Raw genomic sequence first — 18,247 nt, forward strand, 5'->3', positions numbered from 1 at the left:
CTCCTGACGTTAACGCTGAGTCTTAAGGGCGATTTGTTCGATGGTCACCGGTGCCACTTTATGGATGATGATTGAGGCGGAAGTGCCGACCCGTAACTGGATGTTTGGCGGCAGCTGCTCAATCTGCACGCGAACCGGTATCCGCTGGGCCAGACGAATCCATTGAAATGTCGGAGTAACATTTGGCAGTAGCGACACCCCGGTGCTGCCGTCTTTATGGGCAATACCGTAGCCGATACTTTCGACGGTAGCCTGCAGAGGCTGATCCGGGTATGACATCAGAGACACGGTGGCTTTGTCGCCGGTAGAAACGTCACGGATATCTGTTTCTTTGAAAAAGCCTTCAATCCAGAAACTGTGCTGATCCACCAATGCCACCACCGGCTGGTTGGCGACCACCTGAGTACCGACGCGCATGTTCAGATTGGTAATGAAGCCGTCAACCGGTGCCGACACTTTGGTAAAGCCCAGATTCAGACGGGCTTCCTCGACACTGGCCTGAGCCACTTTGACGCCCGCGCGTGCGGCTTCTACACCGTTATTAAGCTGGGTAAGCGTTAACTGGGAGACCGCGCCAGGCTGACGGCGGGCAAGTGAGTGCCCGCGATGGGATTCATCCTGTGCCTTTTTCAGTATTGCGTTGGCCTGAGCCAGGCTGGCTTCCGCTTTTTCCAGCGCAGCCTGATAGGTACGCGGATCTATCTCAAACAGCAGGTCACCGGCTTTGACAACACTGTTGTCTTTAATGTGAATATGGGTGATAGGCCCGGTAACTCGCGGGGTGATCTGGATAACTTGCGCACGAATCTGACCGTCCCGGGTCCAGGGATTGCTGAGGTACTGCTGATATTTCCAGCCAATCGCAGCCAGGGCGGCAAGTAATAAAATAGTTGTCAGGGAAACACGTTTAAGCACAGGCATACTCTCAACAGTCAATCATGAAGGAAAAACAAACGTGCCGAACCAGAGGGTATAAAGCACGGTCAGAGCCAGTTCGACCAGCGGTGGACTGGCAATAAACCGGTGCCATCGCACTTTATTCAGCAGCCGTACGGTGAGGGAAGTGCAGACTAACCCCAAGATGCCAGCTACCATCAGCGGTGGCAGGTACACATCACCAATAGCGACCTCTTTGGGGACTTGGGGTATCGCGAGAAGATCAAACATCACGTCGTACACTCTTAAGCAGAATCAATGGAATTTGACGAGCCGGTCGACTCAGGATTAGATTTCCAAGTGTGATGTTAATCACATGTTGGTAAAGGATAAAGTCGTCAATATGGAAAACACTTGAAACTATTAGTTTCAAATTAGTGTTAAAATCATCCAAATTTTGTTTCTAATAGGAGCTGGGTGTGGATCGGTTAACCAGTATTGAAATCTTTGTCCGGGCGGTCGAATTGGGCTCATTTACCGCTGTTGCCGAGGAAAAAGGCATCAGTTCGCAGATGGTCGGAAAGCATATCCGCGGGCTGGAAGCCTCGCTGGGCACAAAGCTGTTGAATAAATCAACCCGGTTTCAGAGTCAGACCACTGCCGGAGAGCAATACTACCGACGCTGCAAGAACATCTTGTCGGAGCTGGCCGCCGCAGAGGAAGACATTTACCGGGAAATGCATGAGCCCCATGGTCACCTGAAAATTGTGTCCGGGGTACATTTTGGTATTTCTTTACTCTCCCCGTTACTTGCCCGCTTCCAGATGAAATATCCCTCTCTGACGCTGGATCTTGTCCTTGATAACCAGCCGGTAGATGTGCGCAAGGATGGGGTGGATGTCATTTTTCGTGAGTTTTCCAACAACTACGAGAGTCTGGTGGCGGTAAAAGTCGGGGCGTACCCGGTCATACCGTGCGCCTCGCCGGAATACCTGGCCCGATACGGCAAGCCGGGCCATCCGGAGGAGTTGGTCGGGCATCAGTGTTTTCAGCATAACCAGTTGCATGTGGTTACGCCCTGGAGCTTTAGTGACAAAGGACGCATGATTGAACCGAAAGTGTCATCCCGAATGACGTTTAACAGTACTCAGGCGATGCTGGCGGCGGCACTGGAAGGTGCCGGTATTGCTCTTCAGCCGATTTTCCAGGTTCAGGAACTTCTCGATCAGGGCCGTCTGATACCGTTACTGGAAGAATACCCGATACCCCAGGTAGAAATGTACATGTTCTACCAACCGACGCTGCGGCACACGGCGCGGCTGACCTTGTTACTTGAGCATTTGCGGGAAGAGTTGGTGTCGCACGTATAGCCGGATATTTTCGCCCCAAAGCTGCTCCGCTCCGTATTCCTGAACCCTTGTATCGCTGTATAAAAATTGGGGTTGGAGGTGAGCCGTGGGGGCAATATTGCTGGGGCAAACAGTCTGGGATTACAGTGAAAGGCCACTAGAAAGACAACGCGATGCCAGTAATATGCTGTCATCGCGTTGGATTTATCGAAGGGGATTACTCGCCGTAAATGTCGAATTTAAAATATTTGCTGGCGATACGGTCGTAAGTGCCGTTTTCACGAATGGCCTGAATGGCCTGATTGAATTTCTCAGCCAGTTGTTTGTCCTGCTTACGCAGTGCCAGGGCAGTGCCTTCGCCGATGTAAGCTGTGTCCGTTACCGGTTCGCCAACAAAGGTGTAATCAGCGCCACGGGGCTTGTCTAAAAACGCAAGAGCAAGTTGATCCGAGTTGCCAAATACGGCATCAAGACGGCCTGACTGGATGTCCATGTACACTTCATCTTGTCCGGTATAGCGCTGAATTTTAGCCACATCCCCGAACATGTCTGTGACATATCGGTCGTGAATCGTGCCAAGCTGAACACCGATCGCTTTTCCGGTCAGTCCTGCTTTATCAATCACCAGATTTGCGCTTTTGGCCGCGACGAAACGTGCCGGAGTCTGATAGTACTTGTCGGTAAACAAAACGCGCTGTTTACGTTCTTCGGTGATACGCATGGAAGCCATGATCACATCTGCCTTACGGGCCAGCAGCGATGGGATAAGGCCATCCCAGCTCTGGGTGATCCACTCGCACTTCAGCTGAGCTTCGGTACACAGCGCATCGGCAATTTCAATATCAAACCCTTTTGGTGTGCCTGTCTCGTCCTTGTAATTAAAAGGCGGATAGGTAAAGTCCGATGCCAGTCTGACCGGACGCTCGGCGGCCTGGGCATTGGCAAACAGGGTGGTAGCCAGTAACAGGCCCATTCCAACGTATTTTTTCATATTATCCCTCTTCATACCGTACTGTTTGTTGTTATACGTTTATGTCTCGTGATTTGTGCTTCTTCGCCGTTCACGCCGCGTTTTGTGGTGAAGCTGCCTTGAACGCTTTCAGGGCGTTGAGTGTTTCCTGCATGCTTGCCTGAGTACCGACAGAGATCCTGACGCAGCGCTTCAGCTGAGGTTCGTGGGCCTGATTACGTGTCACTATGCCGTGTTCCAGTAGATAGCGATAGAGGCAGTCGTCAGTATTAAATCGGATCAGGACAAAATTGGTCGCTGACGGATAAACCGCTTCCACAAACGGCAGCAAGGCCACTTCGTCGGCAAACCAGTCACGCACTGAAACCAGCGCTTCAGTTTGATTCCGCATCGCTGCAATGCCGCTGTCAGCCAGCGCTTTTTCGGCGATGCGTGCGCTAGGATCCGGAATCGGGTAGGGGGCGATAAGGCGTGATAAATAAGTCATCACGCTGCGATCGGCCAGGATAAATCCAATGCGAGCCGAAGCCAGTCCGAAAGCTTTCGATAAGGTACGGATGACGATAAGGTTCGGGTAGCTGGCAATCAGTTCCGCTACCGTCGTGTGCGGCGCAAATTCAATGTAAGCCTCATCGACCACAATCAGGGTTGTCTCTTTTGCCGCTTCAAGCAACTGGATGATGTGACTGTGCGGGATGACGTTGCCGGTCGGATTGTTCGGTGAGCATAAAAACAGCATTTTGCTGTGTGGCAAATTTTCTTTGATTCCATCCAAATCAAGGCCAAAACCCTCAACCAGCGGCACCTTGATGGTCTTAAGTGCAAATGCATCAGCACAGAATTCGTACATGGCATAGGTTGGCGGACAAACGATGATGCGATCCTTGCCAGGTTCACAAAATGTTCGGATCAGGAGATCAATGCCCTCATCTGCACCTCGAACAGCACGGCTCTGACAACTGAGTGGATTCCCCGAAGGCGTAAAATGGCTGCTATAGTCAAGATAAGCCTGCTCAATAACTTGCGGTAAAAAGTCCGGATATCGATTGTAGCCCTCTGATTCACCGTAAAGCTCGCTTTCTTCCAGCTCATTGGCATTTAGCCAGATGTGTCCATTCCCGCCGATACGACGTGCGGACTGATAGGGTATGAGGTTTTTTACTACCTCTGGCGCTAATTTATCTGCAAGTGACAACACAAACCACCTCGCTAATATGCATGATTATCAATCAGAATCCAATCTTTATGGTTGGATATTCATAATTGGCTTTTTAATATTCCCGTTTACATAAATTAAACAACTTGGATTGAAATAAGAATCGAAAAGTCGGCATACTATCTATGAGAAAAATGCATGGCTAAAAAGGATGTTTAAATGATGCGGATGCCTTCGACCCGAGAGTTGCAAGCGTTTCTTGTAACGGCAGAGCACCTAAATTTCACCGTGGCGGCAAAACACCTGAATGTGACGCAGGGAGCCGTCAGCCGTCAGATTCTGACGTTGGAAGATCAACTGAAGGTCAAGCTGTTTCACCGGCACGCGCGCGGGTTGAGTTTGACGCGTAAAGGTAATGAGTTTCTGCCTTTGGTGCAGCAGGTAATGATGCAATTGCAAAAAGCGGTGGAGCAGGTCGCCAATGAAAAGTTAAAAATCAAACTGAAGGCACCCAGCTGCGTCACGTCATGGTTGTTGCCAAAGTTAATGTCATTCCAGCAGGCTCACCCGGATATTGATGTGGAACTGACCTCAGCCATTATGCACAGTGTGAATTTTTCGACAGAACCATTTGATGCCGCTATCTGTTATGCAGATCGGGCACCGGGTCGGGAAGGGAAAAACTATTTGCTGTTTGAAGAAGTACTGGCTCCGGTTTGCTCCCCGGTGCTGCTGCAGGAAACCGTAGCGTCAGGTGCGCTATCGCTAACATCGTCTGCCCCTACACCTCAGCCCCTGCAACTTGATATTGATGGGCTTACCCAGTTTACCTGGCTGCATGCTACCCCGCAGCAGACTGACTGGCAATTGTGGTTGGAACAGGCCAACGTTACCGGGCGCTTTGCGACTCAGAACCAGCACTTTGCGACGCTGGATTTGGCGGTCAGTGCAGCCATTCAGGGGTTCGGCATTGCAATTGGTGATGTTGAGCTGGCCAGGCAGGATCTGGCGGCAGGACGGTTGGTCAGGCCCCATCCTCTGAGTGTGCCTTCAGGGAAGGGATACTACCTGGTGCGTCCTGGCCAGAGCAGTAATCCCTCACTCGATTTATTGTTTGACTGGTTACTGGCCGGCCGCTGAACGCAGGAAATCCAGGCGTTGCTGCTCTTCGGCACTCGGTTGATAGGGAGCCTGCTTCAACAAACGGGTATTGAAGGTACCTAACGGCCAGATTGCTTGACGACTGATTCCGTATTGCGCTTTTTCCCCGGGAAAGCCCGACATCTTTTCAACCTGAACGGTGCGTAGCTCCAATGTATCGTTGTGACCATTCAAGACACTGTAGTGTGCTTTCAGTGTCAGAGATTGTTTTCCTTCTCCCAGTCTCTGTTTCTCGGTCAGCACTGCGATGGGTTGACCACTTTGGGTGAACAAATTGGCTCGAATGCGATAGATACCGCTTTGTTCGACCTGAATCTGGACCGGAATGGTCATATCGGAACCGGCTGAGGAAGGCGCTTCAACCTGGGTGATTTCAGCGACTGGCTGGTAATAGTGAAAATCTGCCGTTAACACATCAGTGCCAGAGGTAAAATCAATGGTTGCTTTGACCCTTATTTCCTGCGGCCAGTCTGTTTTACCTGGTAATTCAAGGGATGCTTCGTTAACCCGTTGCTTGAAAAGGATGTGGTGAGTTTCAACATCCAGCAGCTCAATGGTCATGGCCTCCACAGGTAAGGTTCCTGAGACTGAAATAGTGATCGGCTCCGGGTAAATAAAGCGATATTTTTCAAGGCTCAATGCCGCTTGGGCGTCGCCATCCAGTACCGGCAGACTGACAGTGCTGTAGCGTTCGGGCTCAAGCCATTGGGTATCGTGCGGATTTAAAGGCTGAGAGTAAGAGGGGTAGCTAAGCGCATCAGCATAGGCGCTGGATAAGATAGCAAACTGTTCGGTCATAGACTCTGTCATCACATCGTCTGTTACTGCTTCAGAAATGGCCTCTGCTATCGCCGGTTGCTTAGGTGCGCCTTCATTATCCTGACGTGTTTGATTGATATGGGCCGGTTTTTCGTTCAAAGACGTGTTATTACCCAGAGAAGGCGAGTGTTCGGAAGAAGCAACGGTTGCGGATGAAGCCGAAGCGGAAGATTGGCTCGCCAGTTTGTCCTGAACCAACAGCATGCCTGCACCGACAGCCACGCCGGTAAGAAGAATAAGAGGTTTCTTTTTCATAGTTTTCGATGTCCAGCCCTTGGTGAAGGGCTTTGAAAAAACACTTCTGGTGAATGGCGCAAGGTAAAGCGACCGGTAAAAGTGTCACATAAAAGCGAGGGGAGAACAGCATTAGGCAAACGGATTTTATACTTTGTTAACTGTTTCCGATGAAAAATACTGCAGGCTCACCGTACCACTGAAGTTATGTCCGAAAGCTAAATTTTTAGCCGCTTGCATACAGACACGAACAAAGGCTTTGGTCGTAACCAAAGCCTTTGAGATCAGCTCTATCAGCAGAAATTACAAATAGGAATGTGCAATTTCTGATATCGATTGCGACTCAGAACCGTTGACGTAGCGATAGTAACTGCCATTGAGCCAGTACCATTCATCGCTGGTTTCCGGTTTTATCGCCTGACCACTTAGCATGGTGACACTGTCTGTTGCCGTGGTCACCTGACCTTGGTGGGCCTGTTGAATCAGGCTGCTGTGACTGTAGTCCGAGCCCATCAGCAGAGGGTAATGGAAGGGCATGAACTGGCTGACGCCACCGGATTGCGCGGTCAGCTTGCCGTTAAATGCCACTTTTACCGAGCAACTGCTGTAGTCTCCCGCGACACTGGCCCCGCAGGATGAATGGCTGGCGACGACCCCGTCATCGTTGCCTGGCAAAAAGCCGGAGGTCGTTCCCAGGTAGTCAGAACTGTCACCGGCGAAACGGATGCGGGGTACGCGGCTGTCTGGCAAAGCCGCCAGTTGGCGGGCATTGGCAACACGCAAATCGTTGAGCACGCCGGTATTGTCTTTGGTCGGCGTTTCTCCCAGCCACATGGCAATGGCTGACTTCATTAAACTGTTCCAGGTCCCGCTGCCTTCGGCAATATTAACGGCTAAATCGCCCAATTCGGAACCACCGCCAGCACCGGCAAAGTCAAACGTTGCGACAATATTCAGTGGCTGCAGTCCTGCATTTTCCAGCCAGTTAGCTTGATTATCCAGCAGGTATCGGGCAACCAAATCCCCGGTGGAGTGCGTCACTAATACGCAACCCGGCTGGCAGGTACCGTTCTGGGACAGTTCCTTCAGCTTTGGCCAGAGATAATCGGTGGATATTTTATCGGCAATGCGCTCGTGTGACGGCCAGTCAATTCGGGCATCAGTCTGACTGAGCCAATAGTTTTGCCAGTAAGCGGCGCCATCCTGAGTTACCGTTGTGGCATCAGGTTTCGATTGCAGTTGCCCCGGTTGGAAGCCGTGAATAAGCACAACGGCGTAATCCCCGACGTTTGCGTGTACTGCTCCAGACGCCAGAGCAGAGGTAACGAGAAGTGAAATAGCTATCTTTTTCATAATTGATTCTGATTATTGTTGTTGGTTTATTGTCATGGGTTATGTATTTCCGGGTACCGGTTTTGCTCGATACCGGTCATACCATTAACTCATGGTTATGGGTGGTGCATTCGCGAGGCAACGTAACAGGTGAACCTCGTCATGATTGCTGTATGACCACATTCCTTGCCAGTCAGCAATATGCAGTTGGCACAGCCAAACATCTGAAAGTCATCCTATTTTGCGAACGTGACAACCTCGCGAACCTTATTAAAGAAATCACGTAATGGCAAAAAAACGCTATTTGGTGTTGAGATCTGGGCACATCATCACACTTGTTCTGAACGAAATGCGACCAAAGTGATTAATCAGTTAATGGCCAAGGCAATAGCGGTCGAAGAATTCATTTTGATGAGGAAGACCAAGCGATGATGTCTGCCGCTGACATTGCTGATGAGCGTCGCTGTCACGATGTGCTGATGGATTTCCTCGGGTTTCATGCGATGCTGAAACCCGTGGGGAGACGAGTCGTGTATAACCGTACGGGAGGTTTTACCCAGAAAGTCTGAGCTGCAAGTTTATTGATAAGTCAGCCACACAGACAGCATCATTTTGAGAGCCAGCAGGCTGAGAATGATTTTTATCAGCAGCAGGACATGTTGGTTCTGGCTGCGGTGGCGTACCCGTGTGCCCAGCCAGGAGCCAAGAATGGCGCAAAGTACTAAGGTGGTTAGCAAGGGCCATTGCGACAGGTAATTAAAGCCCACTAAGCCAAACAGAATCAGCTTTAGTCCGTGGGCAATGGTCATCATCATGGCGGTGGTGGCCACAAGGTGGTTCTTATCGGACAGTTTCTTCATCATCATAGGATGAAAGAGGGGACCCGGCGCACCGACCAACAGTGACAGGCCGCTCAGAACAAACCCGGCCAAAAACATGGATTCAAATCGGCTCACCCAGCGCATAAATCCCTGATGCCAGATGTTCATCAATATATAGCTGCCAATAAATAAGGGAAGGTATTCGGTTGCCAGACTAACGGCAGTCAATCCGACGAGAAGAGTACCTGTTATTGCACCTATGAGGTACGACGGAAGCAGTGACCAGCACACCTCGCGCCAGGAAAACATCGCCCGGCTGATGTTGCTGACCATTTGTGTGGCACCGTGTACCGGAATAATGGCAGCAGCCGGCAGGTAGAATGGCATGATCGCGATTAGCAGCATGCCTCCGCCAAATCCTAATACCGCGGCCACGACAGAGGTCATGATGGTGAACGTGCCTAAACTGAGCAGGTCAGTGACAGAAAGGGCAAAATCAGCCAGCATGTGATCTCCGGGGCTTTCATTGAAATTGAAGTGGACAGCCTTACAACGGTTTGAACAGACTGAAATGTGAACAGTGAAGTCTAAATTCACATACACCTGGAAACGTGTCAATGTGACGTGCTTGTTATTTTTTCTGTGAAAGTAAGCGTTGCTGCAGGAGATAGAACAATAAATATTTGTATCACTTAAAGTGATTGGAAATCATTTCCATTAACATATAGCGATTTAATGCTGTTAATGACTTGGAAGGTGCCGATTACGCAATAAGATATATTTTGTAACAAATATATTGATAACAATTCATTTTATTTTGCATGGTGTTTGTTTTTTGCTCATCGTCTGTTTGATAAACAGTGATTATTGAAACCCACTCAATATATGGAAGAAGAATTACAGAACGTGATAATTTTCTCTAAAAATTATTAATAATTTATTTAATTGGAATTTATCTTTTCAAATAATTGACGTCGTATGATGTTTACAGAATGATGTTCTATGGCTGAAGTATGCTTTATGTGCATGATACGCTTTGCAATTTTATTAGCCTAACATATAATTTTCGTTAATGAATACTTGAGATTATGTATCGCTGCACGTTTGCACAACGCATTTCTTACGTTCTTTTCACTTACAAATCATATTGATATTTAAATTAAACCACCTAAACAAGTAGAGACTTGGGTGGGAATATCTATCTTCAATCAACGCCGACCAGAGAAGCATTCACCTACATTGATTTAAATAAACCGTGGGAAACAATATGAGTTACCCCCTAATGGGTATTTCTGATAAGCAACGTTAATTCAGGATACAGTCAGCCAGAGACATCAGGATGAATAGATTTTTTATTTTATTTCTTATCTCCCTCAGCAGTTTTGTCAGTAATGCTTCCGTTTTTCCGACACCGAAAATGGATGTGATTTTGTCGGTGAGCGGTGCCATTCATCACACGAATCTGAACCGCGCTGCGCAGTTTGATCGTGAGATGCTGGAACAGTTTCCGCAGACCCAGGTAGTCACATTGACGCCCTGGACGGATGCCCTGCATCGGTACGATGGCGTATTACTGACCGATCTGCTGGATCAGTTGCAGGCCGAAGGGCACAGGGTTATGGCAAAAGGGCTGAACGGTTATCAGGCCGAGTTGAACATGGAGGTCCTGGGCAAATACCCGGTCATTATTGCCATTAAAACCGATGGTGAGTACATGAGGGTTCGGGATAAAGGCCCGTTATGGCTGATTCTGCCGTTGTCGGATTACCCTGAATTAGATACGACGCTGTTCCATGAAGATATGGTCTGGCAACTACACGAGCTGGTTGTGTATTGATGTATAAGATAAAGATACTGCTGTTGTCGATGACGGTTGCCATTTTTGCAATCAGCTCTGTGGTCAGCTCTCTGCGCCATCACCATGTCACGGAACTGATCACCGGTTCAATGAAAGCGGTCAATTGGGCGGTGTCGGAACTGGATCGTGAACTCTACCAGTTTATGCACTCGTTGCAGCTGGTTGCGCTGGATTTTGAAGGTGCCGCGGACGTTCAGCTTCGCTTTGACATTCTTTGGAGTCGGATTGATGTACTGGCGGTTGGTGAAGAAAACCGGATGTTCCGAGAACGCCACGGTGCGGTCGAGCTGCTGGAGAACCTAAAACATGAGCTGGAACGGTTTGAACCTGAGGTATTTGCACTAACCGGTGGTGACCCGGCAGCGGAAAGGCTGATGCGTGAGTTTGCTCCGATTCAGAAACAGGTGCGGGAATTTTATGTTAACAATTTTTCAATCAAGTCGACTCGTGACAACCTGACCCGTATCTTTGATGCCCATACAGGAGAAGACTACTACTTATACGGTTTGTTATTGAGTGGTGCCATGCTGATTTTGTTGGTGATTCGGGAAAGCCGGATTAATCGGCGTCAGGCGTTTCGTGACCCTCTGACCGGATTGCCAAACCGTGCCTGTTTCAACGGGTGTCTGCAAGACGCCATCATATCGCTGGAGCCGGGGAAAAATCAGCAAATGGCCCTCTATACCCTGGATCTGGATAACTTTAAGGGCGTGAATGACTACCTTGGGCACGGTGCGGGAGACATCTTTTTAAAAGAAGTGGCCAGACGGCTGTCAGAATTACCTGCACGATGTAAAGTTGCCCGCTTGGGGGGCGATGAGTTTGTCATTCTTCAGCCTGCCGTGCAGGGAAGGGGCGAGTGCCTGCAGCTTATTGAACGAATCAAACAACAGTTTGACGATGAAATTGAGGTTGACGGGCACCGCCAGTTAGCCCAGATGAGCATCGGTATCAGCCTTTATCCGCAAGATGCGGCTGAGGCAGAGCAGTTGATGAGCCATGCAGATACTGCGATGTATACTGCGAAGAAGACCCGCGGAACCTCATACTGCTTTTTTGAGCCGTATATGAATGAGAAGGCCATTCGCCAGCGGGTGCTGACAGATGCGTTAAGCCAGGCGCTGATGCGTGGTGAGGTGAGGCAGGTTTATCAGCCGATTGTGTGCCTGCAAACCCGGGACATCAAGCTGGTTGAGTCACTGGTTCGTTGGCATCATGACATTTACGGCGATATTTCCCCGGCAGAAGTGATCGATATCGCAGAGAAATCCGGGTTGGCGCAAACGCTGAATGAGTGGGCGCTGGAACAGGCTTGCCAGCAAAATGTTCGCTGGCGACAGGCCGGGCTCCCGGCGATCCGGGTGGCAGTGAACATTTCACCGACCATGTATTCGCATTGTGATCTGGCGGAGATAGTCCAGCGCTTGCTGACTAAAACCGGGATGTCGGCGAACGATCTGGTACTGGAAGTCACTGAAGATACGGCATCGCATGATATTGAAAATTCTGCCAATGTGTTGCCAAAGCTGCGGGAGATGGGGGTAGGGCTGGCGCTGGATGATTTTGGTACCGGGTATTCCTCGCTCAGCCATTTACAGGAAATGCCGTTTCAGATCCTGAAAATTGATAAAAGCTTTATCTGGAAAATTCATCAGTCCGGCTACGATATTCGCTTTATCCGCGCCATTATTACCCTGGCGAAAGGACTGGGTATGCGAGTGGTGGCCGAAGGCATTGAACAGCAGGCGCAATACGCTGAAATGTTTGCTGAAGGTTGTGATTACGGTCAGGGTTTTTTGTTCAGCAGGCCAGTATCCGGCGAGGAAATGGTAGTAAAGCTGAGTCATATGCAGCAGCATCGGGTAGGCTCATCCACGTTGTCCGCCTCGGAACGTTTGGCGAAAACACTGCCGACATCTGTCTAGTAGGCTATGTGGCTGAAGCACACTTTTTTAACAAGCTAAGCGTTAGCGATGACGTTTAACGAAGACATCCCCAAGGCCTCAGTTGAGGCCTTGTTCATCTATAACGGCAGAAACCGGACGTTTGAACAGTTGCTCAGGGATGACAGACAGCCATCCATGACTGCGTGCGTACTCAATCAGAGAGGCGCGGTTAGTAACGCCATAATCAGCAAACTTGGTGATCAAGTTGGCGATTTGCTTTTCCACCGCCTTCGGAGTGCGATGGATCAATTGTGCAATTTGTTTAGTCTGGCGTCCCCTTAACAGCCAGAAGAGCACGATTTCCTGAGATGAGGTTAACTGTACATCCTGTGGCGTCAGGGTACAGAGTGAGGCGTTTGTTTTATCAAGAGCAAACACTTCGGCAAACGTTGCCAGATTTACCCACTTTTTCAGGTTTATGGCATTGAACTGGATCCCCCATGTCTCACCATTAATCACTATCGGACGTTTCTCGAACGTGTAGGCATCAAAGCCATGCGCGTAGTGATGGATGTCAATTATGGTGATTGTCTTGTTTTGTGCCATTGCCTGTCTGTCTTGTTGGACAAACACGGACGCAAATTGAGCCGTATCACATGGTAGATCACCGTCTGTCAGCCCTTCGATGTTATCCGGTGCGTTGACCAGAGTGCGGTATGCCTGATTAGCGTACGCAAACACGCCGTCTTTTGACTTCAGCCCTGCTGGCGTTGGGGTGTTTTCTAGCATGTGAATAAGGACAGATAAATATGTATTCTGATCGATTTTCACAGGCTTATTTTAGCAATTTGTAATTTAAAAAAAGTAGGGGAATTTCCCACTTTTGTTGGGGAAATTCCCCCGAGAGTTGCAGTTTTGATGACTTTGTGACCTTTTTGCGGTTTTAGTTGCATAATTTTGCGTAGCTGGTAGAGCCAGTAATAAAAAACAAATCTATTCAAATGCAGTCTGTTATTATTAGATGTGAGAATGAATACAAAGATAATGACAAAGTCGTAAACACAATATGCTTAAAAAACTTCTCTGCCTGTTGTACTTTCCTGCTGTAGTTCTGGCGAGCCCGAGCGAGTATGCAGAAAAGTTAGCCAAGGATGTGTATCAGTCTGCAAGATTGCAGGGGGTACTGGACTATAGCCTGCTTGAAGAAGGTGTTGATGCCTATCTCAGCCATGGCTCCGGTGCTAATCACCATCTGGTGCTCATCGATTTTAACCGTCCATCCTATCAGCGTCGTTTTTACGTGATAGACCTCTTGGAAAAAAAACTGAAGTATCATACTTTCACTACCCACGGTATTGAAAGTGGTGGCGCTTTCGCGACCAAGTTTTCCAACACGGTCAATTCTCGGCAAACCTCATTGGGCGTGTATAAGACCGCAGAAACCTATTACGGTAAATATGGTTACTCCTTGCGCCTGGACGGTTTGTCGGAAGGGGTGAACGATAATGCTCGTCGACGTCATATCGTGATCCACGGGGCCAATTATGCATCGCCGGACTTTCTGAAAAATAACAATTTTATTGGTTGGAGTTGGGGCTGCCCGGCACTGCCACCGGAAAAAAACCGTGAGATTATCGATGTGATTAAAGGTGGCAGCATTATTCTGGCCTCCCGCTACACTCAGGGACGGCAACTTCCGTTGGCGACAGCTAAATTGGACGCTACTCATTTAGCGGGTAATAAGCCCAACGAACACCAGTCTCAGCTGGCGGCTCAACCGTTGTCGGCCGGGGAAATGCTAGCGCGGGTTGAGCCTGATAGCTTGTAGCGATCCATGCATTGAATATGCAGTAAGTTGATATTTCGGTGGGGTTGAAACGGCTCCGGATAAAAAACGCCCGAGGCTGATACAGACTCGGGCGTTTTCATTGAGGTACAGGAGCGTGTTTTTCAGGCTCCTAGAGTCCCAGCAAACTGGCGTTTAACCTGTTTCTGTCAGAGTGCGGCTTCCAGAATCGCTCGGCTGTCGTTCAGAGTGATGTTGCCGTGTTCACCCAGTGCTGTCATACCGTGGCTTTCAAGGCTGCTCATCAGCACATCAATATCGCTCTCGCCCAGTTTCACGTCGGCAAGACGAGTTGGCACCTGCATTTCTTTGAAGAAAGCAATGGTTCGCTCAATGGCCGCGTCGATGCGTTCATCAACAGAACCTTCACGGATACCGAAGATACGCTCAGCATATTGCAGCAGTTTTGCTTCTTTGTCGGCACGGCGTTCTTTCATGACCGCAGGCAGCACGATGCTGAGGGTACGGGCATGGTCGATACCATAGTTACCGGTGAGTTCATGGCCAATCATGTGAGTTGCCCAGTCGTGAGGCACCCCCACGCCAATCAGACCGTTTAATGCCTGAGTGGCGGTCCACATGATGTTGGCGCGCACATCCAGATCATCCGGGGTAGCCAGTGCTTTCGGGCCTTCTTCAATCAGATTGAGCAGCAGGCCTTCTGCAAAACGATCCTGTACTTTGGCATTCACCGGGAACGTCAGGTACTGCTCCATGACGTGGACAAAGGCATCGACAACGCCGTTGGCAACTTGGCGCGGAGACAGGCTCAGCGTGGTGGTTGGGTCAAGTACCGCAAACAGTGGCTGGACTTTGTCAGTCATGAAAGCCAGTTTGTCTTTACCGCGTGAAACCACTGCACCTTTGTTGCTCTCTGAGCCTGTGGCAGGCAGGGTAAGTACGCAACCCAGTGGCAGCGCAGCTTCTACCGGATGCTGCTTCGCCAGAATGTGCCACGGATCTTCACCTTCATAGCAGGCTGCCGCAGCGATGAACTTGGTACCGTCAATCACAGATCCTCCGCCAACGGCCAGCAGGTAGTCGAATTTCTCATTGCGGATTTTCTCTACTGCTTTCATCAGGGTGTCATATTGCGGGTTAGGCTCAACACCGGCAAATTCAGCCCATTCATGACCAGCAAGTGCTGCGCTGACTTGTTCGTACACGCCATTCTTCTTGATGGAGCCACCACCGTAAATCACCAGTACCTTCTTGTCTTTCGGAATGTCATTGGCGATAGCGGCGATTTGGCCTTCACCAAAATGGATGCGAGTTGGGTTCTGGTAGGTAAATTTTTGCATGATACGTCTCCAGGGTAGTGACTGCCTCACTGATAAGGCGAGTGAGGCCTGTTTTAGTACGCCAACAAGTCTACGCCAGTTAAGACTGAAAGGTGATGCTCGATCCTGTTTAATGCTTGCCTATTTCTCTCAAAATAAGTGAGGCGTGTTTGTCAGAAAATGCTTGTGGTTTGTCTGGTCTCATTTTGTCGTGGTTAGGGGGTTGCAGCGTGAGTCACTCAGTCATTTACCTTGTTTTCCGCCCCAGCCCTGCCTAAGATGGCGGTGAAACTCAGGTTCAGAGAAAGCATCCAATTTGGGAATACCACGATGAAAAAGTGTCAGGAAAAAGGTGAACAGCTTTGCCATTACTATGGTTTGAGCCATCAGGCCGGAATTGTTGAGACCGAGGTTCCTGGCGTTCGCCTGTTCAGAATCAACAAATACCACAAAGTGACGCCGCAGATGTATCAGCAAGGGGTTGTCGTGATCTTACAGGGGAATAAGATTGGTCATCTCAACGATTATCGATTTGAGTACGATACCGAACATTGCCTGATTGTGGCAACGCCATACCCTATCGCCTGTGAAACTTTTGCATCTGAAGACGCGCCGTTGATTGGCATTGATATTGATTTCGATCGAACCCTATTGCAGGAGCTGGTGGATAGCGTCGAACAGCATGACGATGGCACGCTGTGTTGGCGTGAAGAGTCTGGCCGTGGGGTCGCTGTAACGCCAATCACGTCGGGGATTGAAGACAGTGTCTGTCGACTGCTCAGTTGCCTGGATAAACCGTTGGATGCCAAAGTCCTTGGGCGTCAGTTACTGCGAGAGTTTTATTTTCAGTTACTGAAAAGTGAGCAGGGATACCTGCTGTCACAATATTGTAAGCAGGACAGTGCTCTGTCGAAAGTCTCGCGGGTGATTAACCATGTTCAGGTTCACTTCGATCAGAAATTGTCGATTGAAGAGTTGGCGGAAATGGCAGGGATGAGCGTTTCAGCATTTCACCGAACCTTCAAGCAAGTGGTGACCGATCCACCGTTACAGTACATCAAGAAAATTCGCCTGAACAAAGCAAAAACTCTGATGATTCAGGAAGGGATGCCCGCTAATGTGGCCGCGATAAAAGTCGGTTATGAAAGTCCAACCCAGTTTAGTCGGGAGTTCAAGCGGTATTTTGGCTTGCCGCCGAGCAAGGCGGGACAACTGGCGCTGGCCTGAGGAGTGGGCTCGCTAATGCTGCGCGGTGGCTTTGATCGAAAGCGGTCATTTTGCCTTTTGAGCATCAGATGTCTTGCGCAACGTTTGGTATACCGTTTCGTATGATTCATAAAAGTGGTGGCGAAAAAAATGTGCCGTTCAGCGTGCATTCAGATTAAAAACGATGTTTTATATTTTAAGTTGTGGTTAAGGTTGCAGGTGTAAGGTGTTTAACGAAGACAAACTTTACACACAATTTTTTTTCAACAGGTCGGTCAGGTGTGACCGGGCTGAGTGGAAGAGATAGGAGCAAAAAAGATGAAAAAAATCACTGCAATCTCAACACTGGCACTGGCTGTAATTGCTGCTTCTCCTGCATTTGCTGCTGACACTGAATGGTTTGTTGGTGGCGGTGTTGGTTACCAGAACGACAACGTAAAAGGTCAGTACGAACAAAACGGCGAAGATGCGACTTACCAACTGCGTGGTGGTGCCATCATCAACGATCACCACCGTCTGATGGGTACTTACAGCTATATGGATAAGTCAGAGCAAAACATGTTCTTGGCTTCATACGATTACCTACTGCCAGTTCATCAGAAAGTGAACCTGTTTGCGGGTGTATCTGCCGGTTTTGCTGACAGCGAAATTAACAACGACAGCTCATCTGACTTTGTATGGGGCGGCCAGGTAGGTGCGATGTACAAAATCACCGACAACTGGTCAACAGATCTGACTTACCGTTATCTGGATCAGGATTACAAAGAGAACAACACCAAGATCGACTACTCCCAGCAAGTTGTCTGGTCTGTGGACTACCACTTCTAATCCCATCCCGGATATGAAGACAGGGGAAGCATTGGCTTCCCCTTTTTTGTGGCTTTTGCTTACAACGAATACCTGCTATAACTGATTGTAATCAAATAAATATCAGGAGTTAAACGGATGCGGTTGGGTAAAGCTGTACAGGTGATGGTTTTTCTGTCTGGTTTGGCAGGTTCAGGTATGGCCGGCGCAACCAGTCTGGAAGGCGGCACCTGGCGTTGCCAGCGCCCTGATACGCCTGACAATATCCGGGAATGGACAACGTACCGTTTCAATCACGACGGCACGATCCACTCTCAGGAGTGGGTGCAAACCCGCCAGGGTGATGAGATCGCGCTGGATTTTACCATGACGGTGGATTATCAACTGTCTCACAACGGTAAGCAGTATGTGCTGAAACCGGTTTGGTTACAACGTAACATCAAGGTGGACCGCGACAACCTCAACCCTTTTGACGCGGATGCACTGCGCGATTTACTGGGATACCGAATTTTCTTTGAACCTGAATTCGGGGATGAAAATCACGCACGCTTTGAAATGCGCCACCATATCACGCCTAACCAGCGGTTTATCCTCCACTGTAGCCGCCAAATCTGAGTGGGCCCGCCTCTTCTGAAGAATGTGCAGC

At 49.3% G+C, this 18,247-nt stretch carries 17 protein-coding genes and 1 pseudogene; 9 read left to right on the plus strand and 9 right to left on the minus strand.

The features are described 5' to 3' along the window. Positions 1 to 9 precede the first annotated feature (9 nt). Entirely contained in the window at positions 10 to 915 is a 906-nt protein-coding gene (locus PGW97_RS17090) for an HlyD family secretion protein (protein ID WP_047887741.1), read from the minus strand. Positions 916 to 936: 21 nt separating this feature from the next. After that, positions 937 to 1,167: a DUF1656 domain-containing protein gene (locus PGW97_RS17095; protein ID WP_047887698.1), complete on the minus strand. Its 231-nt coding sequence runs from the start codon at positions 1,165 to 1,167 to the stop codon at positions 937 to 939. Between the two features lie 188 nt (positions 1,168 to 1,355). Between PGW97_RS17095 and PGW97_RS17100 the strand changes: the two genes are divergently transcribed. After that, a complete protein-coding gene (locus PGW97_RS17100; RefSeq protein ID WP_273860220.1) occupies positions 1,356 to 2,246 on the plus strand; it encodes a LysR family transcriptional regulator in 891 nt (296 codons plus the stop codon). 196 nt (positions 2,247 to 2,442) lie between these two features. On the opposite strand, the gene PGW97_RS17105 is transcribed toward PGW97_RS17100, so the two are convergent. Both PGW97_RS17105 and hisC read right to left on the minus strand, forming a co-directional pair. Further along, entirely contained in the window at positions 2,443 to 3,216 is a 774-nt protein-coding gene (locus PGW97_RS17105) for an ABC transporter substrate-binding protein (RefSeq protein ID WP_217392866.1), read from the minus strand. A 70-nt stretch (positions 3,217 to 3,286) separates the two neighbouring features. Beyond that, positions 3,287 to 4,393: a histidinol-phosphate transaminase gene (hisC, locus tag PGW97_RS17110; RefSeq protein ID WP_273860221.1), complete on the minus strand. Its 1,107-nt coding sequence runs from the start codon at positions 4,391 to 4,393 to the stop codon at positions 3,287 to 3,289. Between the two features lie 180 nt (positions 4,394 to 4,573). Here hisC and PGW97_RS17115 point away from each other — a divergent pair, with 180 nt between their 5' ends. Then, positions 4,574 to 5,491, plus strand: a complete 918-nt coding sequence (locus PGW97_RS17115) for a LysR family transcriptional regulator (protein ID WP_443147149.1) — start codon at positions 4,574 to 4,576, stop codon at positions 5,489 to 5,491. Here PGW97_RS17115 and PGW97_RS17120 read toward each other — a convergent pair. Together PGW97_RS17120 and PGW97_RS17125 are read right to left on the minus strand one after the other, a co-directional pair. After that, a complete protein-coding gene (locus tag PGW97_RS17120; RefSeq protein WP_273860223.1) occupies positions 5,474 to 6,586 on the minus strand; it encodes a hypothetical protein in 1,113 nt (370 codons plus the stop codon). The genes PGW97_RS17115 and PGW97_RS17120 overlap by 18 nt on opposite strands. Positions 6,587 to 6,868: 282 nt before the next feature. Continuing rightward, positions 6,869 to 7,918, minus strand: coding sequence for a hypothetical protein (locus tag PGW97_RS17125; RefSeq protein ID WP_273860224.1), 1,050 nt, complete (start codon positions 7,916 to 7,918; stop codon positions 6,869 to 6,871). 407 nt (positions 7,919 to 8,325) lie between these two features. On the opposite strand from PGW97_RS17125, the gene PGW97_RS17130 reads away from it, so the two are divergent. Next, positions 8,326 to 8,466, plus strand: a complete 141-nt coding sequence (locus tag PGW97_RS17130; RefSeq protein WP_273860225.1) for a hypothetical protein — start codon at positions 8,326 to 8,328, stop codon at positions 8,464 to 8,466. 9 nt (positions 8,467 to 8,475) lie between these two features. Here the strand turns inward: PGW97_RS17130 and PGW97_RS17135 are convergent, their stop codons facing one another. Next, entirely contained in the window at positions 8,476 to 9,225 is a 750-nt protein-coding gene (locus PGW97_RS17135) for a sulfite exporter TauE/SafE family protein (RefSeq protein WP_273860226.1), read from the minus strand. Positions 9,226 to 10,057: 832 nt separating this feature from the next. On the opposite strand from PGW97_RS17135, the gene PGW97_RS17140 reads away from it, so the two are divergent. Together PGW97_RS17140 and PGW97_RS17145 are read left to right on the plus strand one after the other, a co-directional pair. Further along, positions 10,058 to 10,555, plus strand: coding sequence for a molybdopterin-dependent oxidoreductase (locus PGW97_RS17140; protein ID WP_273860227.1), 498 nt, complete (start codon positions 10,058 to 10,060; stop codon positions 10,553 to 10,555). Continuing rightward, positions 10,555 to 12,501 carry a putative bifunctional diguanylate cyclase/phosphodiesterase gene (locus tag PGW97_RS17145; RefSeq protein ID WP_273860228.1) on the plus strand — a complete coding sequence of 649 codons (1,947 nt, stop codon included), beginning with the start codon at positions 10,555 to 10,557 and terminating at the stop codon, positions 12,499 to 12,501. Before PGW97_RS17140 ends, PGW97_RS17145 begins: the two co-directional genes overlap by 1 nt. 78 nt (positions 12,502 to 12,579) lie before the next feature. Here the strand turns inward: PGW97_RS17145 and PGW97_RS17150 are convergent, their stop codons facing one another. Next, positions 12,580 to 13,251, minus strand: coding sequence for a PAS domain-containing protein (locus tag PGW97_RS17150; RefSeq protein ID WP_273860229.1), 672 nt, complete (start codon positions 13,249 to 13,251; stop codon positions 12,580 to 12,582). Positions 13,252 to 13,528: 277 nt separating this feature from the next. Here PGW97_RS17150 and PGW97_RS17155 point away from each other — a divergent pair. Beyond that, positions 13,529 to 14,137: pseudogene (locus PGW97_RS17155) on the plus strand (murein L,D-transpeptidase catalytic domain family protein); the annotation flags it as partial. Between the two features lie 320 nt (positions 14,138 to 14,457). Here PGW97_RS17155 and PGW97_RS17160 read toward each other — a convergent pair. Next, on the minus strand, positions 14,458 to 15,609 hold the full coding sequence (locus PGW97_RS17160; RefSeq protein WP_217392856.1) for an iron-containing alcohol dehydrogenase: 1,152 nt from the start codon (positions 15,607 to 15,609) through the stop codon (positions 14,458 to 14,460). Positions 15,610 to 15,918: 309 nt separating this feature from the next. Between PGW97_RS17160 and PGW97_RS17165 the strand changes: the two genes are divergently transcribed. The 3 genes from PGW97_RS17165 (at position 15,919) to PGW97_RS17175 (ending at position 18,216) form a co-directional block, all read left to right on the plus strand. Next, a complete protein-coding gene (locus PGW97_RS17165; protein ID WP_053061952.1) occupies positions 15,919 to 16,815 on the plus strand; it encodes an AraC family transcriptional regulator in 897 nt (298 codons plus the stop codon). 297 nt (positions 16,816 to 17,112) lie between these two features. Continuing rightward, positions 17,113 to 17,622, plus strand: coding sequence for a porin family protein (locus tag PGW97_RS17170; RefSeq protein WP_273860231.1), 510 nt, complete (start codon positions 17,113 to 17,115; stop codon positions 17,620 to 17,622). A gap of 117 nt (positions 17,623 to 17,739) precedes the next feature. Next, positions 17,740 to 18,216 carry a hypothetical protein gene (locus PGW97_RS17175; RefSeq protein WP_273860232.1) on the plus strand — a complete coding sequence of 159 codons (477 nt, stop codon included), beginning with the start codon at positions 17,740 to 17,742 and terminating at the stop codon, positions 18,214 to 18,216. The last annotated feature ends 31 nt before the right edge of the window (positions 18,217 to 18,247 follow it).

It is taken from the genome of Photobacterium sp. GSS17 (assembly GCF_028621875.1).
In the GTDB taxonomy this organism is placed as follows: domain Bacteria; phylum Pseudomonadota; class Gammaproteobacteria; order Enterobacterales; family Vibrionaceae; genus Photobacterium; species Photobacterium ganghwense.